Annotated in this window: 23 protein-coding genes and 1 pseudogene; 11 read left to right on the top strand and 13 right to left on the bottom strand. The window is 44.9% G+C overall.

Annotated elements, in window-relative coordinates; translation table 11 throughout:
• Window positions 1–15: 15 nt before the first annotated feature.
• Window positions 16–987, bottom strand: a complete 972-nt coding sequence (locus IRJ16_RS01660; RefSeq protein ID WP_194109770.1) for an electron transfer flavoprotein subunit alpha/FixB family protein — start codon at window positions 985–987, stop codon at window positions 16–18.
• A 108-nt stretch (window positions 988–1,095) separates the two neighbouring features.
• Window positions 1,096–1,833: an electron transfer flavoprotein subunit beta/FixA family protein gene (locus IRJ16_RS01655; protein ID WP_194109768.1), complete on the bottom strand. Its 738-nt coding sequence runs from the start codon at window positions 1,831–1,833 to the stop codon at window positions 1,096–1,098.
• A 46-nt stretch (window positions 1,834–1,879) separates the two neighbouring features.
• Here IRJ16_RS01655 and IRJ16_RS01650 point away from each other — a divergent pair, with 46 nt between their 5' ends.
• From IRJ16_RS01650 to IRJ16_RS23170, 4 genes and pseudogenes are all read left to right on the top strand, one after another.
• Window positions 1,880–2,224, top strand: a complete 345-nt coding sequence (locus tag IRJ16_RS01650) for a heme biosynthesis protein HemY (protein ID WP_194109767.1) — start codon at window positions 1,880–1,882, stop codon at window positions 2,222–2,224.
• Between the two features lie 115 nt (window positions 2,225–2,339).
• Window positions 2,340–3,539, top strand: a complete 1,200-nt coding sequence (chrA, locus tag IRJ16_RS01645) for a chromate efflux transporter (protein ID WP_194109766.1) — start codon at window positions 2,340–2,342, stop codon at window positions 3,537–3,539.
• A 15-nt stretch (window positions 3,540–3,554) separates the two neighbouring features.
• Entirely contained in the window at window positions 3,555–3,755 is a 201-nt protein-coding gene (locus IRJ16_RS23010; protein WP_194109765.1) for a DUF4304 domain-containing protein, read from the top strand.
• Window positions 3,756–3,771: 16 nt separating this feature from the next.
• Window positions 3,772–4,080: pseudogene (locus IRJ16_RS23170) on the top strand (DUF4304 domain-containing protein); the annotation flags it as partial.
• Window positions 4,081–4,347: 267 nt separating this feature from the next.
• Here IRJ16_RS23170 and dnaB read toward each other — a convergent pair.
• On the bottom strand, window positions 4,348–5,910 hold the full coding sequence (gene dnaB / locus IRJ16_RS01630) for a replicative DNA helicase (RefSeq protein ID WP_228079741.1): 1,563 nt from the start codon (window positions 5,908–5,910) through the stop codon (window positions 4,348–4,350).
• Window positions 5,911–6,162: 252 nt separating this feature from the next.
• Between dnaB and rlmB the strand changes: the two genes are divergently transcribed.
• Window positions 6,163–6,945 (top strand): 23S rRNA (guanosine(2251)-2'-O)-methyltransferase RlmB, encoded by a 783-nt coding sequence (gene rlmB / locus IRJ16_RS01625; protein ID WP_228079739.1) that lies wholly within the window; start codon window positions 6,163–6,165, stop codon window positions 6,943–6,945.
• A 30-nt stretch (window positions 6,946–6,975) separates the two neighbouring features.
• Here rlmB and IRJ16_RS01620 read toward each other — a convergent pair whose 3' ends face one another.
• Window positions 6,976–7,242 (bottom strand): hypothetical protein, encoded by a 267-nt coding sequence (locus tag IRJ16_RS01620; protein WP_194109764.1) that lies wholly within the window; start codon window positions 7,240–7,242, stop codon window positions 6,976–6,978.
• Window positions 7,243–7,392: 150 nt separating this feature from the next.
• On the bottom strand, window positions 7,393–8,478 hold the full coding sequence (locus tag IRJ16_RS01615) for a mannose-1-phosphate guanylyltransferase (protein WP_194109763.1): 1,086 nt from the start codon (window positions 8,476–8,478) through the stop codon (window positions 7,393–7,395).
• Between the two features lie 240 nt (window positions 8,479–8,718).
• On the opposite strand from IRJ16_RS01615, the gene recQ reads away from it, so the two are divergent.
• The 4 genes from recQ to IRJ16_RS01595 all read left to right on the top strand — a co-directional run bounded on the left by recQ (window position 8,719) and on the right by IRJ16_RS01595 (window position 13,244).
• Window positions 8,719–10,911 carry a DNA helicase RecQ gene (gene recQ, locus IRJ16_RS01610; protein ID WP_194110195.1) on the top strand — a complete coding sequence of 731 codons (2,193 nt, stop codon included), beginning with the start codon at window positions 8,719–8,721 and terminating at the stop codon, window positions 10,909–10,911.
• A 472-nt stretch (window positions 10,912–11,383) separates the two neighbouring features.
• Window positions 11,384–12,061 (top strand): hypothetical protein, encoded by a 678-nt coding sequence (locus tag IRJ16_RS01605; RefSeq protein WP_194109762.1) that lies wholly within the window; start codon window positions 11,384–11,386, stop codon window positions 12,059–12,061.
• Window positions 12,062–12,279: 218 nt separating this feature from the next.
• Entirely contained in the window at window positions 12,280–12,462 is a 183-nt protein-coding gene (locus IRJ16_RS01600; RefSeq protein ID WP_194109761.1) for a hypothetical protein, read from the top strand.
• A 245-nt stretch (window positions 12,463–12,707) separates the two neighbouring features.
• On the top strand, window positions 12,708–13,244 hold the full coding sequence (locus tag IRJ16_RS01595) for a DUF922 domain-containing protein (protein WP_194109760.1): 537 nt from the start codon (window positions 12,708–12,710) through the stop codon (window positions 13,242–13,244).
• Window positions 13,245–13,646: 402 nt separating this feature from the next.
• Here the strand turns inward: IRJ16_RS01595 and IRJ16_RS01590 are convergent, their stop codons facing one another.
• The 6 genes from IRJ16_RS01590 to IRJ16_RS01565 all read right to left on the bottom strand — a co-directional run bounded on the left by IRJ16_RS01590 (window position 13,647) and on the right by IRJ16_RS01565 (window position 18,910).
• A complete protein-coding gene (locus IRJ16_RS01590; protein ID WP_194109759.1) occupies window positions 13,647–14,756 on the bottom strand; it encodes an alpha/beta hydrolase family protein in 1,110 nt (369 codons plus the stop codon).
• A 27-nt stretch (window positions 14,757–14,783) separates the two neighbouring features.
• Complete coding sequence (locus IRJ16_RS23165; RefSeq protein WP_194110194.1) at window positions 14,784–14,963, bottom strand: OmpA family protein; 180 nt, start codon at window positions 14,961–14,963, stop codon at window positions 14,784–14,786.
• Between the two features lie 30 nt (window positions 14,964–14,993).
• Window positions 14,994–15,575, bottom strand: coding sequence for an REP-associated tyrosine transposase (locus IRJ16_RS01580; RefSeq protein ID WP_194109758.1), 582 nt, complete (start codon window positions 15,573–15,575; stop codon window positions 14,994–14,996).
• 148 nt (window positions 15,576–15,723) lie between these two features.
• On the bottom strand, window positions 15,724–16,332 hold the full coding sequence (locus IRJ16_RS01575; protein WP_194109757.1) for a hypothetical protein: 609 nt from the start codon (window positions 16,330–16,332) through the stop codon (window positions 15,724–15,726).
• Between the two features lie 6 nt (window positions 16,333–16,338).
• The gene (locus IRJ16_RS01570; protein WP_194109756.1) at window positions 16,339–18,240 is read right to left on the bottom strand and encodes an OmpA family protein; all 1,902 of its coding nucleotides are present in this window, start codon (window positions 18,238–18,240) and stop codon (window positions 16,339–16,341) included.
• Window positions 18,241–18,286: 46 nt separating this feature from the next.
• The gene (locus IRJ16_RS01565; protein ID WP_194109755.1) at window positions 18,287–18,910 is read right to left on the bottom strand and encodes a 7-carboxy-7-deazaguanine synthase QueE; all 624 of its coding nucleotides are present in this window, start codon (window positions 18,908–18,910) and stop codon (window positions 18,287–18,289) included.
• A gap of 204 nt (window positions 18,911–19,114) precedes the next feature.
• Here IRJ16_RS01565 and IRJ16_RS01560 point away from each other — a divergent pair, with 204 nt between their 5' ends.
• The gene (locus IRJ16_RS01560; RefSeq protein ID WP_194109754.1) at window positions 19,115–19,879 is read left to right on the top strand and encodes a hypothetical protein; all 765 of its coding nucleotides are present in this window, start codon (window positions 19,115–19,117) and stop codon (window positions 19,877–19,879) included.
• A gap of 12 nt (window positions 19,880–19,891) precedes the next feature.
• Window positions 19,892–20,233: a Rieske (2Fe-2S) protein gene (locus tag IRJ16_RS01555; protein ID WP_194109753.1), complete on the top strand. Its 342-nt coding sequence runs from the start codon at window positions 19,892–19,894 to the stop codon at window positions 20,231–20,233.
• Between the two features lie 153 nt (window positions 20,234–20,386).
• Here IRJ16_RS01555 and IRJ16_RS01550 read toward each other — a convergent pair whose 3' ends face one another.
• Window positions 20,387–21,268 (bottom strand): bifunctional 5,10-methylenetetrahydrofolate dehydrogenase/5,10-methenyltetrahydrofolate cyclohydrolase, encoded by an 882-nt coding sequence (locus tag IRJ16_RS01550; RefSeq protein ID WP_194109752.1) that lies wholly within the window; start codon window positions 21,266–21,268, stop codon window positions 20,387–20,389.
• A 124-nt stretch (window positions 21,269–21,392) separates the two neighbouring features.
• The gene (gene lepA / locus IRJ16_RS01545) at window positions 21,393–23,180 is read right to left on the bottom strand and encodes a translation elongation factor 4 (protein ID WP_194109751.1); all 1,788 of its coding nucleotides are present in this window, start codon (window positions 23,178–23,180) and stop codon (window positions 21,393–21,395) included.
• Between the last annotated feature and the right edge of the window lie 24 nt (window positions 23,181–23,204).

Below are 23,204 nucleotides of genomic sequence, written 5' to 3'. Positions count from 1 at the left end.
TATCCTGTTTGGTGCTTACGCTTTAAATTCTTTTACTGCTGCAATTAATTTGGGTACCACATCAAAGGCATCACCCACAATGCCATAATCTGCTACCTTAAAGAACGGTGCTTCGGGGTCTTTGTTTATCACCACGATAACTTTTGAGCGGCTAATACCGGCCAAATGCTGTATCGCTCCCGAAATACCAATAGCAATATACAAATTTGGACTCACGGCTATGCCTGTCTGCCCAACGTGCTCGCTATGTGGTCTCCAACCCGCGTCGGATACAGGCTTAGAGCAAGCGGTAGCGCCACCTAACAAGGTTGCCAATTCCTCGATCATGCCCCAATTCTCCGGACCTTTTAAACCGCGGCCACCTGATACTACGATCTCGGCATCGGGCAATGATATCTTATCGGTCGACTGAACGATCTCTTTCAGCATTGCCCTAAAGTCCGACTCTTTTACATCGACCGTAAAGTCCTCTACTTTAGCTGTACCGCCATTTTCAACAACCTTATAAGAATTAACAGTTAAGGCGATAACCTTTTTTGCAGAGGTCAACTCCACATTAGCGAATGCTTTGCCTGAGAAAGCCGTTTTTTTGATGCTAAATTTGCCGTCCGAAAGATCAGGCAGTGAAACCGCACCATCAGCTACGCCGGCATCCAACTTTACACCAACACGCGGCGCTAAACCACGACCAGAGAATGAGTTGGATAGCACGACGATATCCGCACCCTCTTTATTGGCAGCTTCGGCAATAACCGAGGCGTAGGCCTGGTTAACAAAGGTCTTTAATTTATCATTAGATACGTTTAGTACTTTATCAGCACCGTATTTGCCTAAAGTGGCTAACTCATCAGCGCTTACATCGCCAATGGATAGGGCGGTGACGGTGGTCTGCTGCTGATCGGCAATGGCCTTAGCATAAGACACAACTTCGAATATCGACTTTTTGAATTTGCCTGCGGCATTTTCGGTATATACTAAAATTGGCATGGTTAGTAGATTTGGGATGTTAGATATGAGATCTGAGACAAAACGCTATGTTGGGTATCGTGATGCAAGAAGATCTCATATCTCACATCTCAATACTCATATCTCAAACTATATCACCTTTGCTTCGGTATGTAACAGATCTACCAGCTTGGCGGTTTCATCAGCACTGATCAATGTTACCGCGCCGCGTGGGGCAGGGGTTTCAAATGAGATCACTTCTGACGTCGACGGCACTTCTACGGCCTCGATCACCTGCAAAGGCTTGGTACGGGCCGACATGATGCCGCGCATATTCGGGATCTTTAGTTCGGCAACGCCTTCGGCTGTGCCGGCTATAAATGGTAATGAGATGGTCAGCACTTCTTTGCCGCCTTCGATTTCGCGCTCAACGGTACCTGTTGTTCCGTCGATGTCTAATTTTTTGATGATGGATACTGATGGCTGATCAAGCAACTCGCCTAACATGCCTGCTACCTTAGAGCCGTTATAGTCGATAGACTCGCGGCCGGTCAGGATCAGGTCGAAACCATTGGTTTTAGCATACTCAGCTATTTGTTTGGCTACGAACCAAGCGTCGTGCGGGACAGCATTCACACGTACGGCATCGGTAGCGCCAATGGCTAATGCTTTGCGGATGGTCGGCTCGGTGCTTATGTCGCCAACGTTGATCACGGTCACTGTTCCTTTACCGCCGTCGGTCAGTTCGATGGCGCGTGCCAAAGCGATCTCGTCGTACGGGTTCAATATAAATTGCACGCCATTGGTATTAAATTGCGTGTTGTTATTAGTAAAGGTTATTTTTGTAGTGGTATCGGGGACGTTGCTAATGCACACTAATATCTTCATATCACATAGGTTTTTGCAAATTTAATTAAATAATTGACCGTTTAAAATGCAGGTTGACCGATTAACAAAGTTGCTGGATTTTTTAAAGGACGAACCCAACGACCCTTTTCTTTTATATGCCTTAGCGACAGAATATCTGCGCCTTAACCAGGGCGAAACCGCCCTGAGCTATTACGAAGGCCTGGTAAAAGACCATCCCAAATACGTTGGCACCTATTATCATCTTGGTAAATTATACGAAGCATTGAACCGCAAGGATGATGCCATAACTACCTACCAGACCGGTATGAAAATAGCCCGCGAGATACGCGATAATCACGCCCTGTCCGAGTTGCAGTCGGTTTATAACACCGCGGTAGGGTTTGGGGATGATGATGACGAGGAGTATTAGTTCATAGTTGATGGATCATAGTTCATAGTAAGAAAATTGAAGCTTCTCTTTTTACCATGAACTATGAACCATTAACCATGAACTTCTTACATTAACCATTAACCATGAACCAAATTTGAACAAACGCCAATTCCTTTTTCTTCGGGATGCATTGGTTTATACCTTTACGTCGTTCGGCGGGCCGCAGGCACACGTGGCTATTTTGCTGCGCGATATGGTAGAGAAACGGCGCTACGTCACCGAGGATGAGTTAATGGAATTGAGCGCGCTATCGCAAGTACTTCCCGGACCATCGTCAACACAAACGCTGATCGGTATTGCCTGGAAAGTAGGAGGGCTGCGCTTGGCATTGCTGACGTTTTTGATCTGGGTTTTGCCATCGGCCGCGATAATGGGCGCTGCTGCGATATTTTATAAAGCTTTTGAGGCGCATGATCAATTGGCAAAAGTGCTCAAATTTGTCCAGCCGATGGCTATAGGCATTGTGGCTTATGCTACCTATAGCTTTGCGACTAAATGCCTTAAAACACAGACCAGTATGATGCTTGCCGTGGGGTCTTTGATCGCAACGCTGATCTTGCAAAATGCCTACGCTTTCCCCATCCTGATCATGATGGGCGGGATCATATCATCGGCAGTTGAAACGCAACCGCAGGAGGATGAACTGCGTGTAAAGCTCTTTGCCAACGTAAACCGCCGCAAGGTGACTTATTTTATTGGCATCCTGCTACTGTTCGCTGCTTTAGGTGCTATCATCAATCGTACATCGCCCTTCAGTTTGCCGATACGTTTATTCGAGAACTTTTACCGTAACGGTATCCTGATCTTTGGCGGGGGACAGGTGTTAGTGCCGCTGATGTATACCGAATTTGTGGAGGTAAAACATTACCTCAGTAACTCAGAATTCCTGACGGGATACGCTTTGCAACAAGCCTTACCCGGCCCAACATTCTCTTTCACATCCTTCGTCGGCGGATTGACCTTAGGTAACAACGGTTACGGTATAGCCGGGCAGATCATCGGCAGTTTGGTAGCGGTTATCGGTATCAATCTTCCCGGACTGATCCTGATCCTCTTCATCGTCCCTTTTTGGGAGGACCTTAAAAAGATCACCCGCATCAAAAACTCTCTCAGCGGCATCAACTCCGTAGCCGTAGGCTTTATGGCGACGGCGTTCATCCTGCTTGCCAAACCTTTTTTCTTTCAATGGCAATCTTGCGGACTAATGATCGCTACCTTTTTGTTGATGCGTTTTACCAAAATAAAAACGCCGATAATTATTGTGTTGGGTGTGGTGCTGGGATTAGTCTTTTAAACTTGATATCGACCGATGGAAAGAAACTTGCAGGACGAGTATAAGTGTTTGATCAAAGATGCCCTAACCCCGGCGTTGAAGAAATTAGGCTTTAAAAAGAACGGGCAAAACTTCAACCGCATTTGCGATGGTATGACCCAATGTCTCAGCATCCAAACGGAGTCAGTTCAATCACGTAAAAAGGGTTCTATTTACTTTCAATCTTGGATTTTATAATGATCGCCTTTATAAAGCATATTTCAATATAGATGATGAACCAAAGTCTATCATTGCTGTGAATTGCTTTCTTAGAGTAAGGTTAGGGCGTATAGTGTATCATCAGGATGAGTGGTATGAACTTAATATCGGAGAAAGTTATCAGGACGTATTCGATCAATTAAAAAGTGATGTAGACAACCATTTGTTCTCGTTTTTTGAAGAATTGAACACCTTAAAGTCTCTGATCGATGTAGTTCGGACCCCTAAGAATGAACTGCGATATCCGTTGGATCGCGATAGTGACTACGAATATCTTTCTGAATTTGAGTGTGGTGATCTTTAAAGAGGAAAAACTATCGTAAAGGCAAGATATCAACAAGCCCTTATTCCAACATCTTCTAAAAGTGTAATTCGTTATCCCGATGGCAAAGAAGTGGTCACGTGGTTAGAGCCGTCAATAAGTACGTATTCGATCAATAGGTTAAAGAAAGTGGCAGAACGATATAAATTCGATCTGTAAACACCCAACACAAAAACGGCGCTCTGATATCTCAGAGCGCCGCCAATATTTTTTGTCTTGTATCTTGATTCTTTATTCTTGACTCTCTCTCTAAAACGGCGCATCCTCATCCATATCATCCATTCTTGACGGACGAATAATAAAGTTGCTTGGCTTATCAAAATCAGTTGATGGCGTTAGTCCGGCCGATGGCGACATGCCGCCACCCATACCGAAATCGCCCATGCCTGAGTCAAGGTCGGTGAACTTAACGTATTTACCAACGAATTTCAGTCGCACAGTACCCGTTTCACCGTTACGGTGTTTGGCAATGATAACCTCACCAACGCCTTTTGTAGGGTTGTTATCTTCGTCAACTTCCAGTCCGTAATATTCCGGGCGGTACAGGAATAATACCATGTCCGCATCCTGCTCGATAGAGCCCGACTCACGTAAGTCGGATAGCATTGGTTTTTTAGAACCACCCGGGCGACTTTCCACCGCACGACTTAACTGCGACAGGGCGATCACCGGCACGTTCAATTCCTTAGCAACCGATTTTAATGCACGGGATATACTACCGATCTCCTGCTCACGGTTACCGCCCTTGCCATCGCTCTTACCATGCATCAGCTGCAAGTAGTCAATGATGATCAGTTGAATATCGTGCTGGGATTTTAAACGGCGGCATTTAGCGCGGAACTCAAAAATATTCAGCGCAGGGGTATCGTCAATGATCAGGGTTGCTTGTTCAAGGCGGGCCACTTTGGTGTGGATCTGTGCCCATTCCCATTCCTCTAAAGTTCCCTTACGGATCTTTTCCTGCTCTATTTCAGCCTCGCCCGATATTAAACGGTTCACTAACTGAACCGAGGACATCTCTAACGAGAACACCACTACCGGCTTGTTAAAATCGACTGCCGCATTACGCGCACAGGTCAGTACGAATGCCGTCTTACCCATCGCCGGGCGAGCCGCGATGATCACCAGATCCGATTTTTGCCAACCCGAGGTCATCCTGTCCAGATCAGTGAAGCCTGATGCTACACCGGTCAGGCCGTCCTCGCGGTCCTTTAAAGCTTCGATCGCTTTCAAGGCCTCGTTCATCAGGTCGTCCATCTTGCGCGAGTCGCGGCGCAAGTTGTTCTGGGCAACCTCGAACAGGTTCTTCTCGGCCTTATCCAGCAGGTCCAGAACGTCGGATGTATCGTCGTATGCGTTATTGATGGTGTCGGTAGAGATACGGATCAATTCGCGTTGTATATACTTTTGAATGATGATACGCGAGTGATACTCGATGTTAGCCGCAGAGGCCACACGGTTGGTCAGCTCGGTAATATAGTAAGCACCACCGATCATTTCCAGTTCGCCTTGTTGGCGCAGCAGGGCAGTCACCGTTAAGATATCGACAGGAGAGGTACGCTCGAACAGCAAGCGGATCGCGTTAAAGATGCGCTGGTGGCGTTCATCATAAAAAACCTCGGGTTTGATGATATCAATAACAGAAGAAAGTGCGTCTTTCTCCAGCATCAGGGCACCTAAAACGGCTTGCTCAAGGTCTAATGCTTGCGGCGGTAGTTTGCCTACCAATCCGTTATTTTGTAATGGCGCTTTATCGTATTTGCGTCGCTCGCGGTAATTGCTTTTTGGTGGGTCTGCCTCTGGAAACATCATGGGGGAACAAAAGTATACTAAAAGATCCGCTATTTTTGCACTTTTTATAAATCGCTCATAATCAACTTTGTTATTAACGATCGGCTGTGGAAACTTGTTGTAAGTAATTGATATATAAAGTTTTCTGTTAGATGTTAAAAACTATGATTTGATTATGATGCATAAAATTGGTATAAAATTTAGGCGCAGAATAAGCCGCTGCTGATATGGATCATAATCGCTATTTTTGCACCCTCATTTTATAAGTACGATATGGCATTCCACAGCAACAGGGAACCGCGCGAGAAACGCGAAAGTAATCAAATGGTATTCGGTATCCGCGCCGTGATGGAAGCCATTACATCAGGCAAAGAGATTGAAGCCTTGTACGTGCAACGCGGCCTTGGCGGCGACCTTTGGTACGAGTTACGGACCTTGCTGACCGAATACCAGATCCAAGCCCAACAGGTGCCGGTAGAGAAACTGAACCGCCTAACGATGAAGAACCATCAAGGCGCGGTGGCTTTTATATCGCCGATCACTTATCAAAAAGTAGAAGACATCATCCCGCAGATATTTGAAAAAGGAGAGACCCCGCTGATCCTCATTCTGGACAGCATTACCGACGTGCGCAACATGGGTGCGATAGCTCGTACTGCCGAGTGTGCCGGTGTACATGCCATCGTTATTCCATCAAAAGGTTCGGCACAGATCAATCCTGATGCGATCAAAACATCGGCAGGAGCTTTATATAAGATCCCGGTCTGTCGTCATGATAATATCGTTCAGACCGCTAAATTTTTACAGGAATCTGGCCTGCAATTGGTTTGCTGTACTGAAAAAACTAACGACTATATCTACAAACCTGATTACAACATGCCAACGGCCATCATTATGGGATCCGAAGATGAAGGTATCCGTAACGAGTTGATCCGCATATCCGATCATTTGGCCAAGATCCCAATGTTGGGTGAGATAGAATCGCTGAACGTATCTGTATCGGCAGGGGTGATCATTTATGAGGCGATAAGGCAACGTCAAAAAATAAGAGATTAGTTAATTGGAGATCGGTTTTACAGTAAAAATTTAGGTGGTTTTTTTGTAGATAGTTGTGAAGTTTGTGGCAAAAGCAGGTTGCACCACCTTTTGCCACCAGTCATTGGGAATAGTTGGGAATCTCTGCTCTAAGCGGTCGGTAAAATCGTTCCAGCCTTCAGTTTCCTCGGTTATTTTTAGTAGTCGATCGTTATAAGTGATCTCCATTACTATATCGTCTATCGTCATCAGATCGACCTTATAAACATTTACCTCAGAGATGCTATCCCAAAATATCTCTATAGTTCTACTGCTCAACTGCACGACGAAGCTGTTATCGCGAAATTCAAATATTCCAAACTTGCCTAACATGGGTATCAACAAAAATAGCGATGAATTTTTAACTCATCGCTATCTTAAGATCAATGAGAACCAAATCTCTATTCTCTTATTAACTGATCACTAAACTTAAATATACTTCGTCCCAAACTGTTGCTTTACGTCGGCAACGATCTGTTTAACGCCTTGCTCTTCAGAGCGCGGGCTGATCATCAGGGTGTTGTTATCTTCAACCACGATGAAGTCGTGCAGGCCTTTAATGATCACCAGTTTACCTTCGGGTACGTTCACCATGCAGTTTGATGAATCGTACATGATCACCTTATCCGACGGGATCACGGCATTACCTACGTAATCCTTTTCGGCCAATTGGTAGATCGATGCCCAGGTACCAAGGTCGCTCCAGCCAAATTCAGACGGTAACACGTACACGTTAGATGCTTTTTCCATGATACCATAATCGATAGATATATTGGTGCAACGCTGGTAAGCGGTATGGATGTGCGGTTTCTCTTCGTCGGTATTGTAAACAGAGCGGGCATCGGCAAAGATCTCACTCATGTCGGGCAGGTGCTTGTTAAAAGCTTCAACGATCGCTTTGGCCGTCCAAACAAAGATACCGGCATTCCAAAGGAAATCACCGCTTTGGATAAAGGTTTTGGCTATCTCCAGGCTTGGCTTTTCGGTAAAGGTCTTTACTTTATGGAAATCACCGTTAATGGCCTGGTCAGTATATTGGATGTAACCGTAGCCTGTATCCGGGCGCGACGGCTTGATGCCAAGGGTAACAAGACAATCATTTTCAGTAGCGGTTTGCAAAGATCGCTCTATCGTCGATACAAATCCGGCTTCGTCGAGTATCAGGTGATCTGACGGGGCTACCACAATAGCAGCATCCGGGTTCAAACTTTCTATCTTGAACGATCCGTAAGCCACACACGGTGCGGTGTTACGCATCACAGGCTCGGTAAGTACCTGCTGATCGGTAATGCCGGGTAATTGCTCTTTAACCAGGTCGCTGTATATCTCGTTAGTTACGATGTAGATATTTTCGGGCGGGCAAACCTTTAAAAAGCGATCGTAAGTTTGCTGGATAAGGGTTTTTCCGGTGCCTAAAATGTCGATGAATTGTTTAGGGTGAGAGGTACGACTGATGGGCCAAAAACGGCTTCCGATGCCGCCGGCCATAATAATGGCGTAGTAGTTTTTATTCATTGTTTTATTATCGGTAGTGCCGGTATCTTTTTATCGAAATTAACCGTTGCAGGTAATACGATTACAGGGCGAATTTACGTTAATTATACTCGACCGACGGGTATAAAAATCAATAAAAAAACGAATTGTTTGCAGTTAGTATCATATTTATTTAAAAATATCATCTGCATGCATAGTTTTTTTGAAAATTTTTGTTATTTTGAACTTTAATACACAGCACCACATACAAACTAAATAATGATAGAGACTAAGAAATCTCTTTTCGATAACCTCCAGAATTTTTTCGGTTTCGACAATTTTAAGGGTGAGCAAGAAGCGATCATCACCAATATACTATCAGGCAACGATACTTTTGTGATAATGCCTACGGGCGGCGGTAAATCTATGTGTTACCAATTACCGGCCCTGATGAGCGAGGGCACCGCAATTGTAATTTCTCCGCTTATTGCACTGATGAAAAATCAGGTAGATCAATTGCGCGCCTTTGGCGGATCTGACAGCATAGCCCATTTCCTTAATTCGTCCCTTACCAAATCAGAGATAGCACGCGTTAAAGAAGACGTGCTGGCCGGTAAGACCAAATTACTATACGTAGCACCTGAGTCACTTACCAAGCAGGATAATATCGACTTTCTACGCCTTAACCTGGTATCGTTCGTGGCGGTCGACGAGGCGCACTGTATATCTGAGTGGGGACATGATTTTCGCCCGGAATACCGTAAGATACGCCAGGTGATCAGCAATATCGGCGAGAATATCCCGATCATAGCGCTGACCGCTACTGCAACGCCAAAAGTGCAGCAGGATATCCAAAAGAACCTGCAGATGAATAACGCAACGGTGTTCAAATCATCGTTCAACCGTTCTAACTTGTTTTACGAAGTTCGCCCTAAGCGCAACGTAATGAAAGAACTGGTGATGTTCGTTAAACAGCATCAGGGTAAATCGGGGATCATTTATTGCCTTAGCCGTAAAAAGGTAGAGGAAGTTGCACAGGCACTTACACTAAACGGCGTTAAAGCACTGCCTTATCACGCTGGTTTAGATGCAAAAGTACGTGCCGATACACAGGACAAATTCCTGATGGAAGATACTGATGTAATCGTAGCTACCATTGCCTTTGGTATGGGTATTGATAAACCCGATGTGCGTTACGTGATCCACCACGATATGCCTAAGAGCATGGAGGGTTACTACCAAGAGACCGGTCGTGCCGGGCGTGATGGCGGCGAGGGCATTTGCGTGGCTTTTTATTCTGAAAAGGATATTGACAAGCTGCAAAAGTTTATGAAAGACAAGCCTGTCGCTGAACGTGAGATAGGTACCCAGATACTGAAAGAGGTTATTGACTATGCCGAGTCGGCCGTTTGCCGCCGTAAACAGATTTTGCACTACTTTGGCGAGAACTTTAACGAGGCCGGCTGTAACAATATGTGCGATAACTGCTGCGCCCACAAACAACAGTTTGACGGCGAAGAGCACCTGCACCGCATGCTGAGCATGATGAAGAACCTGGGCGAGAAGTTTGACGACCACCACATTGTTAGCGTGCTGATGGGTGATGATGTACCGCATGTGCACCATTACGAGCATCACTTGTTGGAGTCGTTCGGCTCAGGTAAGGAGCATGGCGCTTTACTTTGGAACTCGCTGATCCGTCAGGCTTTGCTGGACAATTACATCTCTAAAGATATTGACCAATACGGTCTGCTTAGATTGACCGCCAAAGGACACGACTTTTTAGAGAACCCGCACAGCATCCGCTTTATCATGAACAGGCCGATCGGCGCTACTGATGATGACTCTGACGATGATAACCCGAAGAGCACCAGCGGCGCTTTAGATACGGCTCTGTTACAGATGTTGAAAGACCTGCGCAAGAAGGTAGCCAAGCAAAAGAACCTGCCGCCATTCGTGATCTTCCAGGATCCGTCGTTAGAGGAGATGTGTACGCACTATCCGATCAGCACCGACGAGTTAAAACAGATATCCGGCGTAGGGCAGGGTAAAGCCTTGAAGTTCGGCGCGCCGTTCATCGAGCTGATCAAGAAGTATGTAGAGGATAACGATATTGACCGCCCGATAGATATGGTGATCAAGAGCGCGGCTAATAAGTCGGCCCTGAAGGTCTATATCATTCAAAACATCGACCGCCATCTTGATCTTGAGGATATTGCCCGCTCTAAAGGTTTGACCTACGAGGATATTTTAAAAGAGATCGAGACTATCGTTAACTCAGGTACCAAACTGAACCTGAACTACTACATCGACGAAGTTATAGACGAGGATAAACAAGACGAGGTGTACGACTATTTCCGCTCTGCCGAGGTTGACTCGATAGATAACGCCCTGGTTGAATTAGGAGCCGACGACTATACCCGCGAGGAAGTGCAGTTGATGCGTATCAAGTTCATGTCGGAGTTGGGGAATTAAGTCTGTAGTCTTAAGTTGAAAGTCTGAAGGTATTATATTAATAGAGCCGGGTGGGAACGCCCGGCTTTTTGCTTTTACAGAAGTTCAATGCTACACTAACCAGACGAAAGTTTACAAAGGTTAACATTTTTTATTACCATATCTTATTTAAATATCTGATAATCGGTATTTTATAATGTTTATAGCTGAATTAATAAAATAACTAATTTCATTAGTAAGCATAGATGTTTTTCGGTATCTTTACATTTGTCAGGGGGCATATTATCTTCTTAAATGGTCAATTACTGGCGGGCCATTTTTTTCAATTTAACTTCGTCCGGACGGCATTCACGTCTTGGGGGAGTATCATAAACTTTCTTTCATTGTCTGCGGCCTTGGTCGGCGGTATTCTCAATATCCCACATTGGCGTTAGCCATTCGTTAGGGTTGTGCGCCAAGATCTTTTATTATTAACCTTAAACCATTTATACTTATGGACATTACAACCAGTGCTGTAAATCAGCTTATCACATCAAAAAACAAGATCAATAACCTGCTTGCTAAACAAATTATTACGTTGCCTGATATCGCGCATCTCAGCCAGGCAGAAAAAAATCATATGTCCGAGGTATTGACCGAACGGCTTGATCAATTAAAAGACGAAGTACGAGACCGTTATTTGTCAAAAATAGACCCCATCCTAACGGCCGGTACGCGGCATGCCGTTTGGGAGTATAATCATATGGTCATTAGCGAGGCTATATCGAAATTTATTCAAAAGTACGGGGTGATGCCCAAAAGAGGGGCGATAGCCGATGAAACGGGCCTGAGCAGGCAAACCATAGCCAAGCATTTTAACGGGTATGCACAGCACCCGATGTTCGACGCGGAAATGGAACAATTCAAATTTATGTCCAACTCCGTACTTTCCACAGTTTTCAAGCTGGCTAACAATGGCGACATGCGGGCCGCCAAGCTATATTTTGAAATGATCGGCACATTGAATAAGCAGCAGCCCGCAACGGTAGTGAACGAGCAGAATAACTATATCCAAATTAATAACACCATACTTAGCCAGCAAAATTTAAAATCACTAAGTGCCGAACAGTTGGATATGATAGAGGGAATTATAAAGGGGGAGAAGTCTAAAGTTTTAGGTTTGGAGGCCTAAGGGGCACTGCCTCGGTATTAAGGCAACGAGGTCAACTGATGGTATTACGCGGATCACAGATCCGACTAAAACTTGGTCCGGGATGGAGCATCCGGACCACCATGAGCATCCAAACTAAATCTAACTCAGTTATGCAAAGTTATTCTTAAAAGGGTTACCAGATAGCTAAAAGATCAAGTCTTTTATATGTAGATTTATATCCTAAATTTTATCGCTTAATGCCTAATTTTGTAGAACTTATTGCAGCACCTCTTGGACAAGAGGTAGTTATCAACATTGATTATATAGCATTGATCAAACCAGAGGGGGATCTAACCAATTTGTATTTTGCTCACGGCCCGTATGCTAAGATATCTGTCCAAGGAACTTTTGAAGAGATCAAAGCTTTGATTTGTGAATAATATTTTACAGCGTTTTACCGACTATTCACATAGCAGCGCTGCATTTTATAAGTTAGTGAAGCGACATCCGTTTGTCGAGATCATAAATTATTCTAAATATTGGTGCTGATCTGCATCCGGACCTGCTAACTTGCGCAGGGTCCACTGCGTGAGACCCCTGCGAGGACAGATGAATTGCAATGTTTTATTGATAGTGCTTACTGTTTTAAAAAACAGTAAATTAGTTCTACCAAACCTAACCGTACATGCGGCTTTTAACAACATTAGCGATCATCGTTTTACTTACAGGCTCGGTGCCTGTTAAAGCGCAAGTAATAGAATGGCAAGAGAATAGACCCTTGGTATGGAAAGATTTTGCAGGCAAACCCGATCTGAGATCGGGATACAGCGCTGCAACGTCGTCTGCTATCACTTATAGTTACGAACGTAAGACTACCGATAGCGTTAACTATTATTTCAGTTTTAAGGTACGTTGTACTTTTGATACCCAGGTCTCGTTCGTTAGGTCAAAAGAACATCATTTGCCCGACCTATTAGCTCACGAACAATTGCATTTTGATATTTCTGAACTTTATGCCCGTAAATTAGCTGATGCTTTTCGGGCTGCGGTATTTACCGATAATTATGAAAAAGAGATGGATGATCTTTATCATAAGATCTTGGGTCAATGCGGAGATATGCAGACTCAATATGACCAGCAGGTATATCGCTCGTTAAATATGCAGTTACGGTGGCAAATGTATGTTTATTTGCTACTGAAGCGAAATCCACGAAATTATTGAATGGTTTAACTATGCCCCAATGCTGGCGCACACGTGCCGCGTGTGACATGGTTTCTTAGCGCGTTCCGCGCTCTTGTCAAAGTAGGGAGGGGCGGTGGTACGCGCAAGTATATTAGCACACGCGGTACGCGTACGCTGACTAAGGGGCAGTATGCAACCAAAGTCTATTACGTAGCGTACTCGTGACATAATTATAGATTAAAAAAAGAAGAACACACCAGTGTTTCGTTCTTACTCTTGACTGGCGCGAGTATGCAGCGTAGGATCAGTGGCTTGGGTTAATCGTGACTATCAAATTTTTATAGTTTAGAGACATTGCTAAATGTACAAAGTCACGAGTACCCCACCGCTTTCGGCCCCCGCTGCATACTCGCGCCAGTCGGGGGGATTGAACGTTTCCAGCTAATTAAGTTGACTGATCCATGTTGATACTGTTTTGAGCGCTATCGGATTAATAGTTTCAGAAATTTGCGGATATTCACTTACCGCTCCGGTCTTTGCTTTTTGAAAAGCGTGATTTAATCCGGGTAACGCCATCTCCTGATGGTTGTTGTTACCGGCCTTTTGTAAGGCGTTCTTTATAGCAGCAAGATTGGTAGTGCTTTCTACCTGGATATCCAACGTGCCATTCAACGCAAACGCAGGGCATTTGACTTTAGATAAATAGTCTGCAGGTTGAAACAATATAAAATACTTAAACCAGGGCGAAAGGTATCGTGCCGAGGTAAGCTTAACAACCTCGTCTACAGATCTTCCTTGCAATAAGCGCAGTGGTACATTTCTGGTCTCTCTATAAAGTAGTGTATCAAGTTTTAGCTTTAGTTCAGAATGGCGCAATCCCGCATTATCGTGTATGGTCCGATAAATTTTCCGCATACCCGCCACCGTCAGCTCCCTATCTTCGGCAGATGCACCGTTTAGCCGCATTTGATCTTTAGCCTGTTGAACCATCAACTCGTGTGCAGGCACTCCGGGCGCGGCAAGTAAACATATAAAACTAACCAACTTGACCCTACTGGCCACTATTGGTGCGATCATGCCGCCCTCGCTATGGCCCATTAGCCCAATAGATAAACCTTTAAGGTCCTTTCTTGAATGTATATAATTTACGGCAGCCTCCGCGTCATCAGCAAAATCAGCCGTGGTGCCTGTATCAAAAACGCCTGTAGACTTACCGACGCCACGATCATCATATCTTAAAACTGCGATGCCATTACGGGTAAGCCAGTCACTCCAAACCAAAAAAGGTCGATGGTTAAGTCCTTTTGATGCGTAATTTCGATCTTGCGGTCCCGTCCCTGTAATAAGTACAACTATCTTAGAGATTTTGCCTTTTGAAGGTATGGTTAACGTGCCGGTCAAGCTGTTTCCTGCCTTTGGATTTGTGAACGTCACATCTTCCTGTCTATAAGGATAGGAGGTAGGGTCTTGAGGCCGTTTTGGTGTTGATACCGGCGCATTGCTACAGTTTACGAGAAGCAGACTCAATAAGAAAAGGAATAGTTTTTTCATAATTGGTGTGTACGCATATAAACATATTTACTTCGCCACCACCTTAAATTCTGTCCTTCTGTTCATCGCCCTGTTCTCGTCATTGGTATTAGGTTGTATCGGCTGTGTTTCCCCGTAGCCCTTAAATACCAGACGTGTTGCCGGGATGCCGTGGTTGATCACGTATTGGTAAACCGACTTGGCGCGGTTCTCTCTGTTAGTCCGGATTTACAATCCCGGACTAAATGTTACGAGGATTTATAATCCTCGTAACATCGTACCGACATCCTCTATCACCAATACAGTCAACAAGGGATTATATTCGCCTGCATATTGCGCAGCTGAACTCCATACATAATCTTCGGCACGATATACCATTCCGGCTTCGACCGGGTTATTGTGAATGTAATTGATCTTTTGCTCTATAAACTTAAATGTTTTTAATTCAATAGGATGTAAGCCCTCCTGCCAAAATTGATATTCCTTGATCTTTGGGTTAAATTTGCCGGCATATGCAAAGTGTCGCAATAACCACTCTCGGCGGCTTTCAGCAATTTCTTTTATCGAACTAACGATCTTTTTTGAAGTGAACTTTTTAAAGTCGCGCATCACATCCGACAACGTGTTTGGCCCTGGTTCAACCGATACCACCAAATGAAGGTGACTGGGCATCAAACACCACGAATATATTTTAAGCCCCTTATGCTGCTGACAATAGTTTAAAGATAGCAATAGATCAAGGCATAATTCTTTACGGGTGAAAACGTCTATCCAGTCAACAACGGTCATTGTTAAAAAATAAAGTTCGTCGTCACTGGTGATACGGTATTTAAAGCCCATGTTTAAATATACAAACCCTGCACAAATTCACAAATGCGATTATGTTGATCATAATACGCGGATCACAGATCCGCCTGAAACACGGTCCGGGATGGAACATCCGGACCAACGCTGAGACGGTTGCGGTAGCACGGTGTTTTATGTTTTATTAATCGGTATAGCTCTTAATTATCAATTCATGGATGTTTTTAGTGTCAATTGAAAGGTTTAACATATCGTCAAGATCACTTAAACGTGATCGAATGCTTACGAAGACGTTTGGATCAAAACATCTGATAAATTCTTTTTGGACTTTCTCCTCTCTAAATCCTATTATGCCTATTTCCAGATCCTTCGAGCCAACGATACCCCAACTGGACTCTTTAGAATATAAAGCAACTGTTTCAGCATTAAATATCAATGCATCGGCAGGCGAGTTTCCTGGGTCAGTGTCTAAAAAATCCCAAAAATCATCATGACTTAGGTTTGCATTAACTTTTACTATACTATATTTGGCAAAATGGTGATGAAAATAGTCTTCAGGATTCGGCAGTAAGGTGTAGAAAGTAAATTCGTTAATTCGGTTTTTGATAAGAAAGTCTGTAAGTCCTTTATAGAAGTTTAGACCATAGATCCTATCAAATTCAAAGGCTTTAAATATTGTGAAGTCCTTTTGAAATGGATTATAAATAAGATCTACATCTAATTTAATTATACTGGACAATTCTTCTTTTGCTTTTGCAAGATCTTCCGCCGATTCGATGAAATTAATTGTCATTCCCATTTACTTCGCCACCACCTTAAACTCCGTCCTCCTATTCATTGCCCTTTTTTCATCATTGGTATTCGGCTGGATTGGTTGCGTTTCGCCGTAACCTTTAAACACCAACCGTGTTGCCGGGATGCCGTGGCTGATCACGTATTGGTAAACCGACTTTGCCCGGTTCTCGGATAAGGTTTGGTTGGTTTGGTCGGCGCCTACGTCATCGGTGTGGCCGGATATTTCGATCTTGACCGTCGGATTGATGTTGAGGAAGCTGACGAGCTTATTTAGTTCGGACATGGATTCCGGCTTCAGGTCAAATCGATTGGTGTCAAAAAAGATATTTTTCAAGATGGTCTTGCTGCCTACCTCTATTGGCTCTAAGAACACCACGATATTGAACGGATTCTTAGCCTCGTGCCCTACCAACGAGAAGTTATCCGAATAAAAGAGATAACCACTTTTTGAGATATTCAGCGCATAATTTTTCCCTGAGGTAAGAGTCGCCAAAAAGTCGCCTTCGGGTAGGCTGCTGTAGTTTTGGTACATCGGGATGTTCTTTTCCAGGTCAATGATCTCCACTGCGACTTCCAGCAATATTTTTGTTCGCGCATCTTTAATGATCCCTTTAACATAGGTCACCACCCGCGGTCGGGCGGCAGGTGGCAGCTCGAAAGTATAGATATCGTAGCCGCCAAAACCATTTAGGTTGTTGGATGCGAAGAACGCGTAGGCACCATTAGCAGTGGTGGTCAGGCCGTTCTCGTCGCCGTTAGAGTTGATGGGATAACCCAGGTTTACAGGTTTGCCCCATTCGCCGCTCTTAGATAAACGACTTACAAAAAGGTCCTTATTGCCCATGCCCGGCCAGCCGTTAGAGCAAAAGTAAAGCGTACTATCATCGGCATGGATGAACGGTGATTGCTCATCGTAAATGGTATTGATATTCGGCCCCATGTTTACGGGGGCGTCCCAGCCTTTATCGCCTAAGCTCGACCGCCAGATATCGTAACCACCCAAACCACCTGCACGGTTGCTGACAAAATATAACGTGCGCCCGCTGGCGCTTAATGATGGCTGCGATTCCCACCCGTTGGTATTAACCGGCGGACTAATATCAAATGGTTTACCCCATTGTTCGCCGCGCTTTGTGGATATGTAGATATCGCAGCGGCCTATACCGTCGGGGCGGTTACAGCCCGTAAAAAACAGGTATTTACCATCCTGAGAAATGGATTGCGCACCCTCGTTGTAGTTGGGCGTATTGATCTGCCCGGGTAGCGGAACGGCCTTTTGCCATTTGTTATCCAGCTTGTTACTTTTATAAAAATCCTCGTTCTGGGCTATTTTTCGGGTAAATATCAGTGTGGCTTCGTCGGCTGTGGCTACGGGCATGTATTCGTCGTCGGCGGTATTCACGGTCTCGCCCATGTTAATAGGCTTGAAGGGGACGGGGTGTTTCAACGCATCGATACTGAAGTCGCAATCCAGGATGAGTTTGCGGGCATATGATTTATTGGCCTCGCTAATGGCAGGGTAGGTGAGGTATTTTTCAAGGTCGGCCTTGGCTAAAGGATATTCAGCAGTAAAGATCTCGGCTTCGCCCAGTTTTAAATAGATGGCCCGATTAAAGTCGGCATTCAGCTCATTTACACGGCGATAGTTCGGGATAGCTTCTTTGTATTTTCGTTGCAGGCGGTAGATGTCGCCCAATTGCGCGTAGGCCTCAATAAACTTTTCGTCGGTCTTAATGGCCTCGTGCAGGTTAAAAAGGGCTTTCTCGTAGTCTTTCTCGTCGATCGCTTGGTTAGAGCGGAAGTAAAATTCGATCGCCCTTTTATTCTTGGTGGATAGTTGCCCCGTTTGGGCAAACAACGCGGATGATAAAAAGAAAGAAACTATCAGGGCTATCGAAATTCTCATTTTTAGGGTAGGCGTTGAGGTGTACGATAGTCCTAAGTTACACCTTTTAAGGAATATTCAAATACTTGTGGGTTTGCAGCGATATCTCCCATTTAGGGTTGTTCATCACATAGTCCACGATCAGCGGGGTCATCTCTGCATGTTTAGACCATTCGGGTTGTAGGTATAGCTTACAATCCGGGCCAACCATTTCGGCGTGTTGCTCGGCCCACAAAAAGTCAGATTTGTTGAATACGATCACCTTTAACTCGTGCGCTTTTTCGGCCACGCTTTGCACGGGAGCTTTGAATTTTTTGGGCGACAAACATATCCAATCCCAAGATCCCGAAAGGGGATAAGCGCCCGAAGTTTCGATGAAGGTACGGATACCGCTGCCTTGTAATTGAGCGGTCAGATAATCAAGGTTGTAGATCAATGGCTCGCCGCCGGTAACTACTACCGCTTTAGCAGGGTTTACCGAGGCGTGTTCAACTATGGTATTGGCATGTGTTAGCGCGTGAAGTTCGGCGTCCCAGCTTTCCTTTACATCGCACCAATGGCAGCCCACATCGCAACCACCCAGGCGGATAAAGTACGCTGCCTTACCGGTATTGTAACCTTCGCCCTGTATCGTGTAAAATTCTTCCATTAAAGGAAGCAATGTCCCGTCTTCCGGTATTACGTGTGCCATAATTTGAGGGTGCAAAGGTACTGTTTTGGGTTGAAAGGATAAAGACGAAAGGGTAAAGGTGAGATTGCGTTGATAATTTAGATGAGGTGAAAGGATAAAGACGAAAGGGTAAAGGTGAGATATGGTCGATAGGCATTTAGCTATCATTAAAAATTAAACAAAACCATTACAGAAATTACTACTTTAGTTTTTAAAGGACGGCTCATGAAAAAACACCGACTCTTATTCGTTTTCCTGATCACCTTATGCTTTACATCCTGTGTCGACATTGAAGAACGGTATGATTTTAATGCAGATGGGTCTTGCACGGTAGTCAATATATTCGATATGAGCAAAGCCGTTTCGGTATTGATGAACCTGATGACCGACTCGGCCCGGGCCACGCCGGAGTTTGCCATGGCTAAAGATACCACGCTCGATTTTTACAGCGCCCTGCCAGATAGTACCGCCGACAAACTGAACGCCAAAGACGCGGCCATGGCCAAAAATAGCAAGCTGCGTATTAACATGGATCTGAATAAGGACCTGATGAAGATCACTTTAAGCCATACCGCCCGCAACGCCGACAGCCTAAAATATTACCTGGAACATTTTGCCAAAATAAGCAGCGCCGGTGGTGCAAATGCCATCAGTAGAAATAGCAAAAGAACACCCGTGTTCGATGCACAAAATATCCTGTCGGGCGAGGATTATTATATTTACGAGATCAGCAGTAATAAATTCTACCGTAGCGTGGATATCTCTAAATTCAACGCGTTCCTGAAAAAGACGGCATCTACTTTCAGTATGGCTAAGGCTATGCTGATCGAAACACCTTATAAAGTCGTATTAAATTTTGCTAAACCGGTTAAGAAGTTGAACAATCCCAAAGCCGTACTCTCGGCCGATCGTAAACGCGTTACGATTCAAACAGATATGAACGAGGTGATCAAGAACCCGCGTTTGATGGATATCCGTATAGACTTTTAATTTTGCACCGATATGAAATGGTACAAAGTTGATCGCTTGCCCGACCGTAGCCAACCCTTCATCAAAAAGATCCGGATAGACGGACATTCCTTATGCCTGATCAATTACGAAGGTGAACTATTTGCCCTATCGGCCCGTTGCCCGCATGCCGGCGAAGACCTGAGTCGCGGTTGGTGTGCTGATGGGAAGCTGGTTTGCCCGGTGCATCGGTTCTCTTACGATCTGGAAAATGGGCGAGGCAGCACAGGTCAGGGTGATTACGTTAATACTTATGCTGTGACGACCGAAGGCGAGGATGTGTTTGTTGGGTTCGAGACGTTTATGGAGAAGGTAAAGAAAATGTTTTCTTCTTGATTTCACCGATTGGAGAAGGATTTCACCGATTGTTTTCTTGATTACACCGATTTGGGAAGGATTTCACCTACCTAAATTAAATCGATTTTAGAAAGATCTCACCCATTTTATAAGTTCGATAAAATCGGTGAGATCCTTCCAAAATCTGTGAAATCAAGCGTAGACTTCCTTATTTGCCGACGCCAAAGTGTTCTTCAATAACCCAATAATGGTCATCAAACCAACACCGCCCGGAACAGGGGTTATCCACGATGCTTTTTGCGATACGCCTTCAAAATCAACGTCGCCGAACAATTTAAAGCCCGACTTGGTTGCGGTTGATGTCTCGCGGTTCATGCCTACGTCTATTACAACTACGCCGTCTTTTACCATATCAGCGGTGATGAAATTCTTTTTGCCGATGGCCACGATCAGGATGTCAGCATCCAGCGTGAATTTCTTGATATCCGGTGTGCGGCTATGGCAAATGGTTACCGTACAGTTACCCGGTTGAGTGTTGCGAGCCATTAAAATGCTCATCGGCGAACCTACGATATTGCTCCTGCCAACAACCACGCAATGTTTGCCCGCGGTCTCAATGCCGTATTCCTTCAGCATTAGGGTGATACCGTAAGGAGTAGCCGGGATAAAAGATGGCAGGTTACGCTGCATGCGGCCCAGGTTGATCGGGTGGAAACCGTCCACATCTTTGCGGTGGTCTATTCGTTCGGTCACTTTCTCAGGATTGATATGTTTTGGCAGGGGAAGCTGCACAATGATACCGTCGATATCAGCATCTGCATTCAGTTCGGCTACTTTGGCCAATAATTCTTCCTCGGTAACATCAGCCTCATAACGCACCAGGCTCGACTTAAAGCCTACGGCCTCGCAATTTTTCATTTTGCTGGCTACATAGGTCTCGCTGCCACCGTCGTGGCCAACAAGTACGGCCACCAGGTGCGGTTTCCTTCCTGACTTTGCTAAGTAAGCTGCTGCTTGCTCAGCTATTTCACCTTTAACTTTTTCTGATACGTATTTGCCGTCGAGTAACTGCATGGGAAAGATTCAAGAATAAAAAGTCAAGAGGCAAGACAAAAATGCCTCAAAAATTATTTGCTTATAAAATAGAAGAAGCAAGTCCCAAGTCTTGTATCTTGATTCTTGCCTCCTGATTCTAATATTAGTCCAGTTTTAAAACCGCCATGAATGCGCTTTGCGGTATCTCTACGTTACCTACCTGGCGCATGCGTTTTTTACCGGCTTTCTGCTTCTCTAACAGTTTACGTTTACGCGAGATATCACCACCGTAACATTTGGCGGTCACGTCTTTACGCATGGCTTTAACCGTTTCGCGGGCGATGATCTTGGCACCGATAGATGCTTGGATAATGATCTCGAATTGCTGACGAGGTAATAGTTCTTTCAGTTTCTCGCAGATCTTTTTACCAAAATCGTAAGAGTTACTGCGGTGTATCAATGATGATAGCGCATCTACAGGTTCGGCGTTCAAACGGATATCCAGTTTAACCAGGTCAGAGCGGCGGTAACCGATCTGGTGGTAATCGAACGATGCGTAACCTTTAGAAATGGTTTTTAGCTTATCGTAAAAATCAAATACGATCTCGCCCATTGGCATCTCGAAAGTCATCTCCACGCGGTCGGATGTTAGATATGATTGATTCATCACCATACCACGTTTCTGTATACAAAGTGACATCACCGGACCAACAAATTCGGACTTGGTAATGATGGTCGCTTTAATAAAAGGCTCCTCTACATAATCCATTTTGCTTGGATCGGGCAGGTCGCTTGGGTTGTTCACCAGCATTTCTTCGCCTTTGGTGCTGTAGGCGATGTACGATACGTTGGGAACGGTGGTGATCACCGTCATGTTGAATTCGCGCTCCAAACGCTCCTGGATGATCTCCATGTGCAGCATTCCTAAGAAACCGCAACGGAAACCGAATCCTAATGCTGCAGACGATTCCGGTTCAAAAACCAGTGATGCATCGTTCAGTTGCAGTTTGGCCATGGCCTCGCGCAGTTCTTCGTAATCGTCAGTATCAACAGGGTATATACCGGCAAATACCATTGGTTTTACTTCTTCAAAACCTTGAATACCTTCGGCACATGGGCGTGCTATGTTAGTGATGGTATCACCAACTTTAACCTCTTTGGCTTCTTTGATGCCCGAAATGATATAACCAACGTCGCCGGTCTTGATCACATCTTTAGGCAATTGGTTCAGCTTAAGCGTACCAACTTCCTCCGCAATGTAATTCTTTTCCGTAGCGAAGAATTTTACTTTATCTCCTTTGCGTATCTCGCCGTTCACCACTTTAAAATAAGCGATGATACCACGGAACGAGTTAAACACCGAGTCGAAGATCAAGGCTTGCAGCGGAGCTTCAGGATCGCCAACGGGAGCAGGGACGCGGGCCACGATAGCTTCAAGTATATCATGCACACCTAAGCCGGTCTTACCCGAGGCTGCTAAAATTTCCTCGCGTTTGCAACCGATCAGATCAACGATCTGGTCTTTCACCTCCTCGGGCATAGCGCCGGGAAGGTCCATTTTATTTAGTACCGGGATGATCTCCAGGTCGTTCTCTAAAGCTAAATAAAGGTTAGATATGGTTTGCGCCTGGATACCTTGCGATGCATCTACGATCAGCAAAGCGCCCTCGCAGGCGGCTATAGAGCGGGAAACCTCGTAGCTAAAATCCACGTGTCCCGGGGTATCGATCAGGTTCAAAACATATTTTTCGCCGTTAAGCTCATAGTCCATTTGGATGGCATGGCTTTTAATGGTGATACCGCGTTCGCGTTCAAGATCCATATCATCAAGCAACTGGGCCTGTGCCTCGCGCTTGGTAATAGTGTTGGTATATTCTAACAACCTGTCGGCAAGGGTACTTTTGCCGTGGTCGATGTGTGCTATGATACAGAAATTACGGATATTCTTCATTCAACCGCAAAAATAGTTTTTTGG

It is taken from the genome of Mucilaginibacter myungsuensis (assembly GCF_015222005.1).
GTDB lineage: Bacteria > Bacteroidota > Bacteroidia > Sphingobacteriales > Sphingobacteriaceae > Mucilaginibacter > Mucilaginibacter myungsuensis.
Note: the sequence above shows the minus strand (reverse complement) of the source record. Positions and strands in the feature narration are given on the sequence as shown.

What these genes read in the sequence shown, in the direction of transcription:
- IRJ16_RS01580 (WP_194109758.1), bottom strand. Translation starts at nt 15,575, where the DNA reads ATGGGCTTTAAATACCGTATCACCAGTGACGACGAACTTTATTTTTTA.
- IRJ16_RS01560 (WP_194109754.1), top strand. Translation starts at nt 19,115, where the DNA reads ATGAAAAAACACCGACTCTTATTCGTTTTCCTGATCACCTTATGCTTT.
- IRJ16_RS01550 (WP_194109752.1), bottom strand. Translation starts at nt 21,268, where the DNA reads ATGCAGTTACTCGACGGCAAATACGTATCAGAAAAAGTTAAAGGTGAA.
- IRJ16_RS01660 (WP_194109770.1), bottom strand. Translation starts at nt 987, where the DNA reads ATGCCAATTTTAGTATATACCGAAAATGCCGCAGGCAAATTCAAAAAG.
- lepA (WP_194109751.1), bottom strand. Translation starts at nt 23,180, where the DNA reads ATGAAGAATATCCGTAATTTCTGTATCATAGCACACATCGACCACGGC.
- dnaB (WP_228079741.1), bottom strand. Translation starts at nt 5,910, where the DNA reads ATGATGTTTCCAGAGGCAGACCCACCAAAAAGCAATTACCGCGAGCGA.
- IRJ16_RS01590 (WP_194109759.1), bottom strand. Translation starts at nt 14,756, where the DNA reads ATGAAAAAACTATTCCTTTTCTTATTGAGTCTGCTTCTCGTAAACTGT.
- IRJ16_RS01575 (WP_194109757.1), bottom strand. Translation starts at nt 16,332, where the DNA reads ATGACAATTAATTTCATCGAATCGGCGGAAGATCTTGCAAAAGCAAAA.
- IRJ16_RS01655 (WP_194109768.1), bottom strand. Translation starts at nt 1,833, where the DNA reads ATGAAGATATTAGTGTGCATTAGCAACGTCCCCGATACCACTACAAAA.
- IRJ16_RS01615 (WP_194109763.1), bottom strand. Translation starts at nt 8,478, where the DNA reads ATGAATAAAAACTACTACGCCATTATTATGGCCGGCGGCATCGGAAGC.
- IRJ16_RS01650 (WP_194109767.1), top strand. Translation starts at nt 1,880, where the DNA reads ATGCAGGTTGACCGATTAACAAAGTTGCTGGATTTTTTAAAGGACGAA.
- IRJ16_RS01600 (WP_194109761.1), top strand. Translation starts at nt 12,280, where the DNA reads ATGCCTAATTTTGTAGAACTTATTGCAGCACCTCTTGGACAAGAGGTA.
- IRJ16_RS01555 (WP_194109753.1), top strand. Translation starts at nt 19,892, where the DNA reads ATGAAATGGTACAAAGTTGATCGCTTGCCCGACCGTAGCCAACCCTTC.
- IRJ16_RS01605 (WP_194109762.1), top strand. Translation starts at nt 11,384, where the DNA reads ATGGACATTACAACCAGTGCTGTAAATCAGCTTATCACATCAAAAAAC.
- rlmB (WP_228079739.1), top strand. Translation starts at nt 6,163, where the DNA reads ATGGCATTCCACAGCAACAGGGAACCGCGCGAGAAACGCGAAAGTAAT.
- IRJ16_RS01565 (WP_194109755.1), bottom strand. Translation starts at nt 18,910, where the DNA reads ATGGCACACGTAATACCGGAAGACGGGACATTGCTTCCTTTAATGGAA.
- IRJ16_RS01595 (WP_194109760.1), top strand. Translation starts at nt 12,708, where the DNA reads ATGCGGCTTTTAACAACATTAGCGATCATCGTTTTACTTACAGGCTCG.
- IRJ16_RS01570 (WP_194109756.1), bottom strand. Translation starts at nt 18,240, where the DNA reads ATGAGAATTTCGATAGCCCTGATAGTTTCTTTCTTTTTATCATCCGCG.
- IRJ16_RS23010 (WP_194109765.1), top strand. Translation starts at nt 3,555, where the DNA reads ATGGAAAGAAACTTGCAGGACGAGTATAAGTGTTTGATCAAAGATGCC.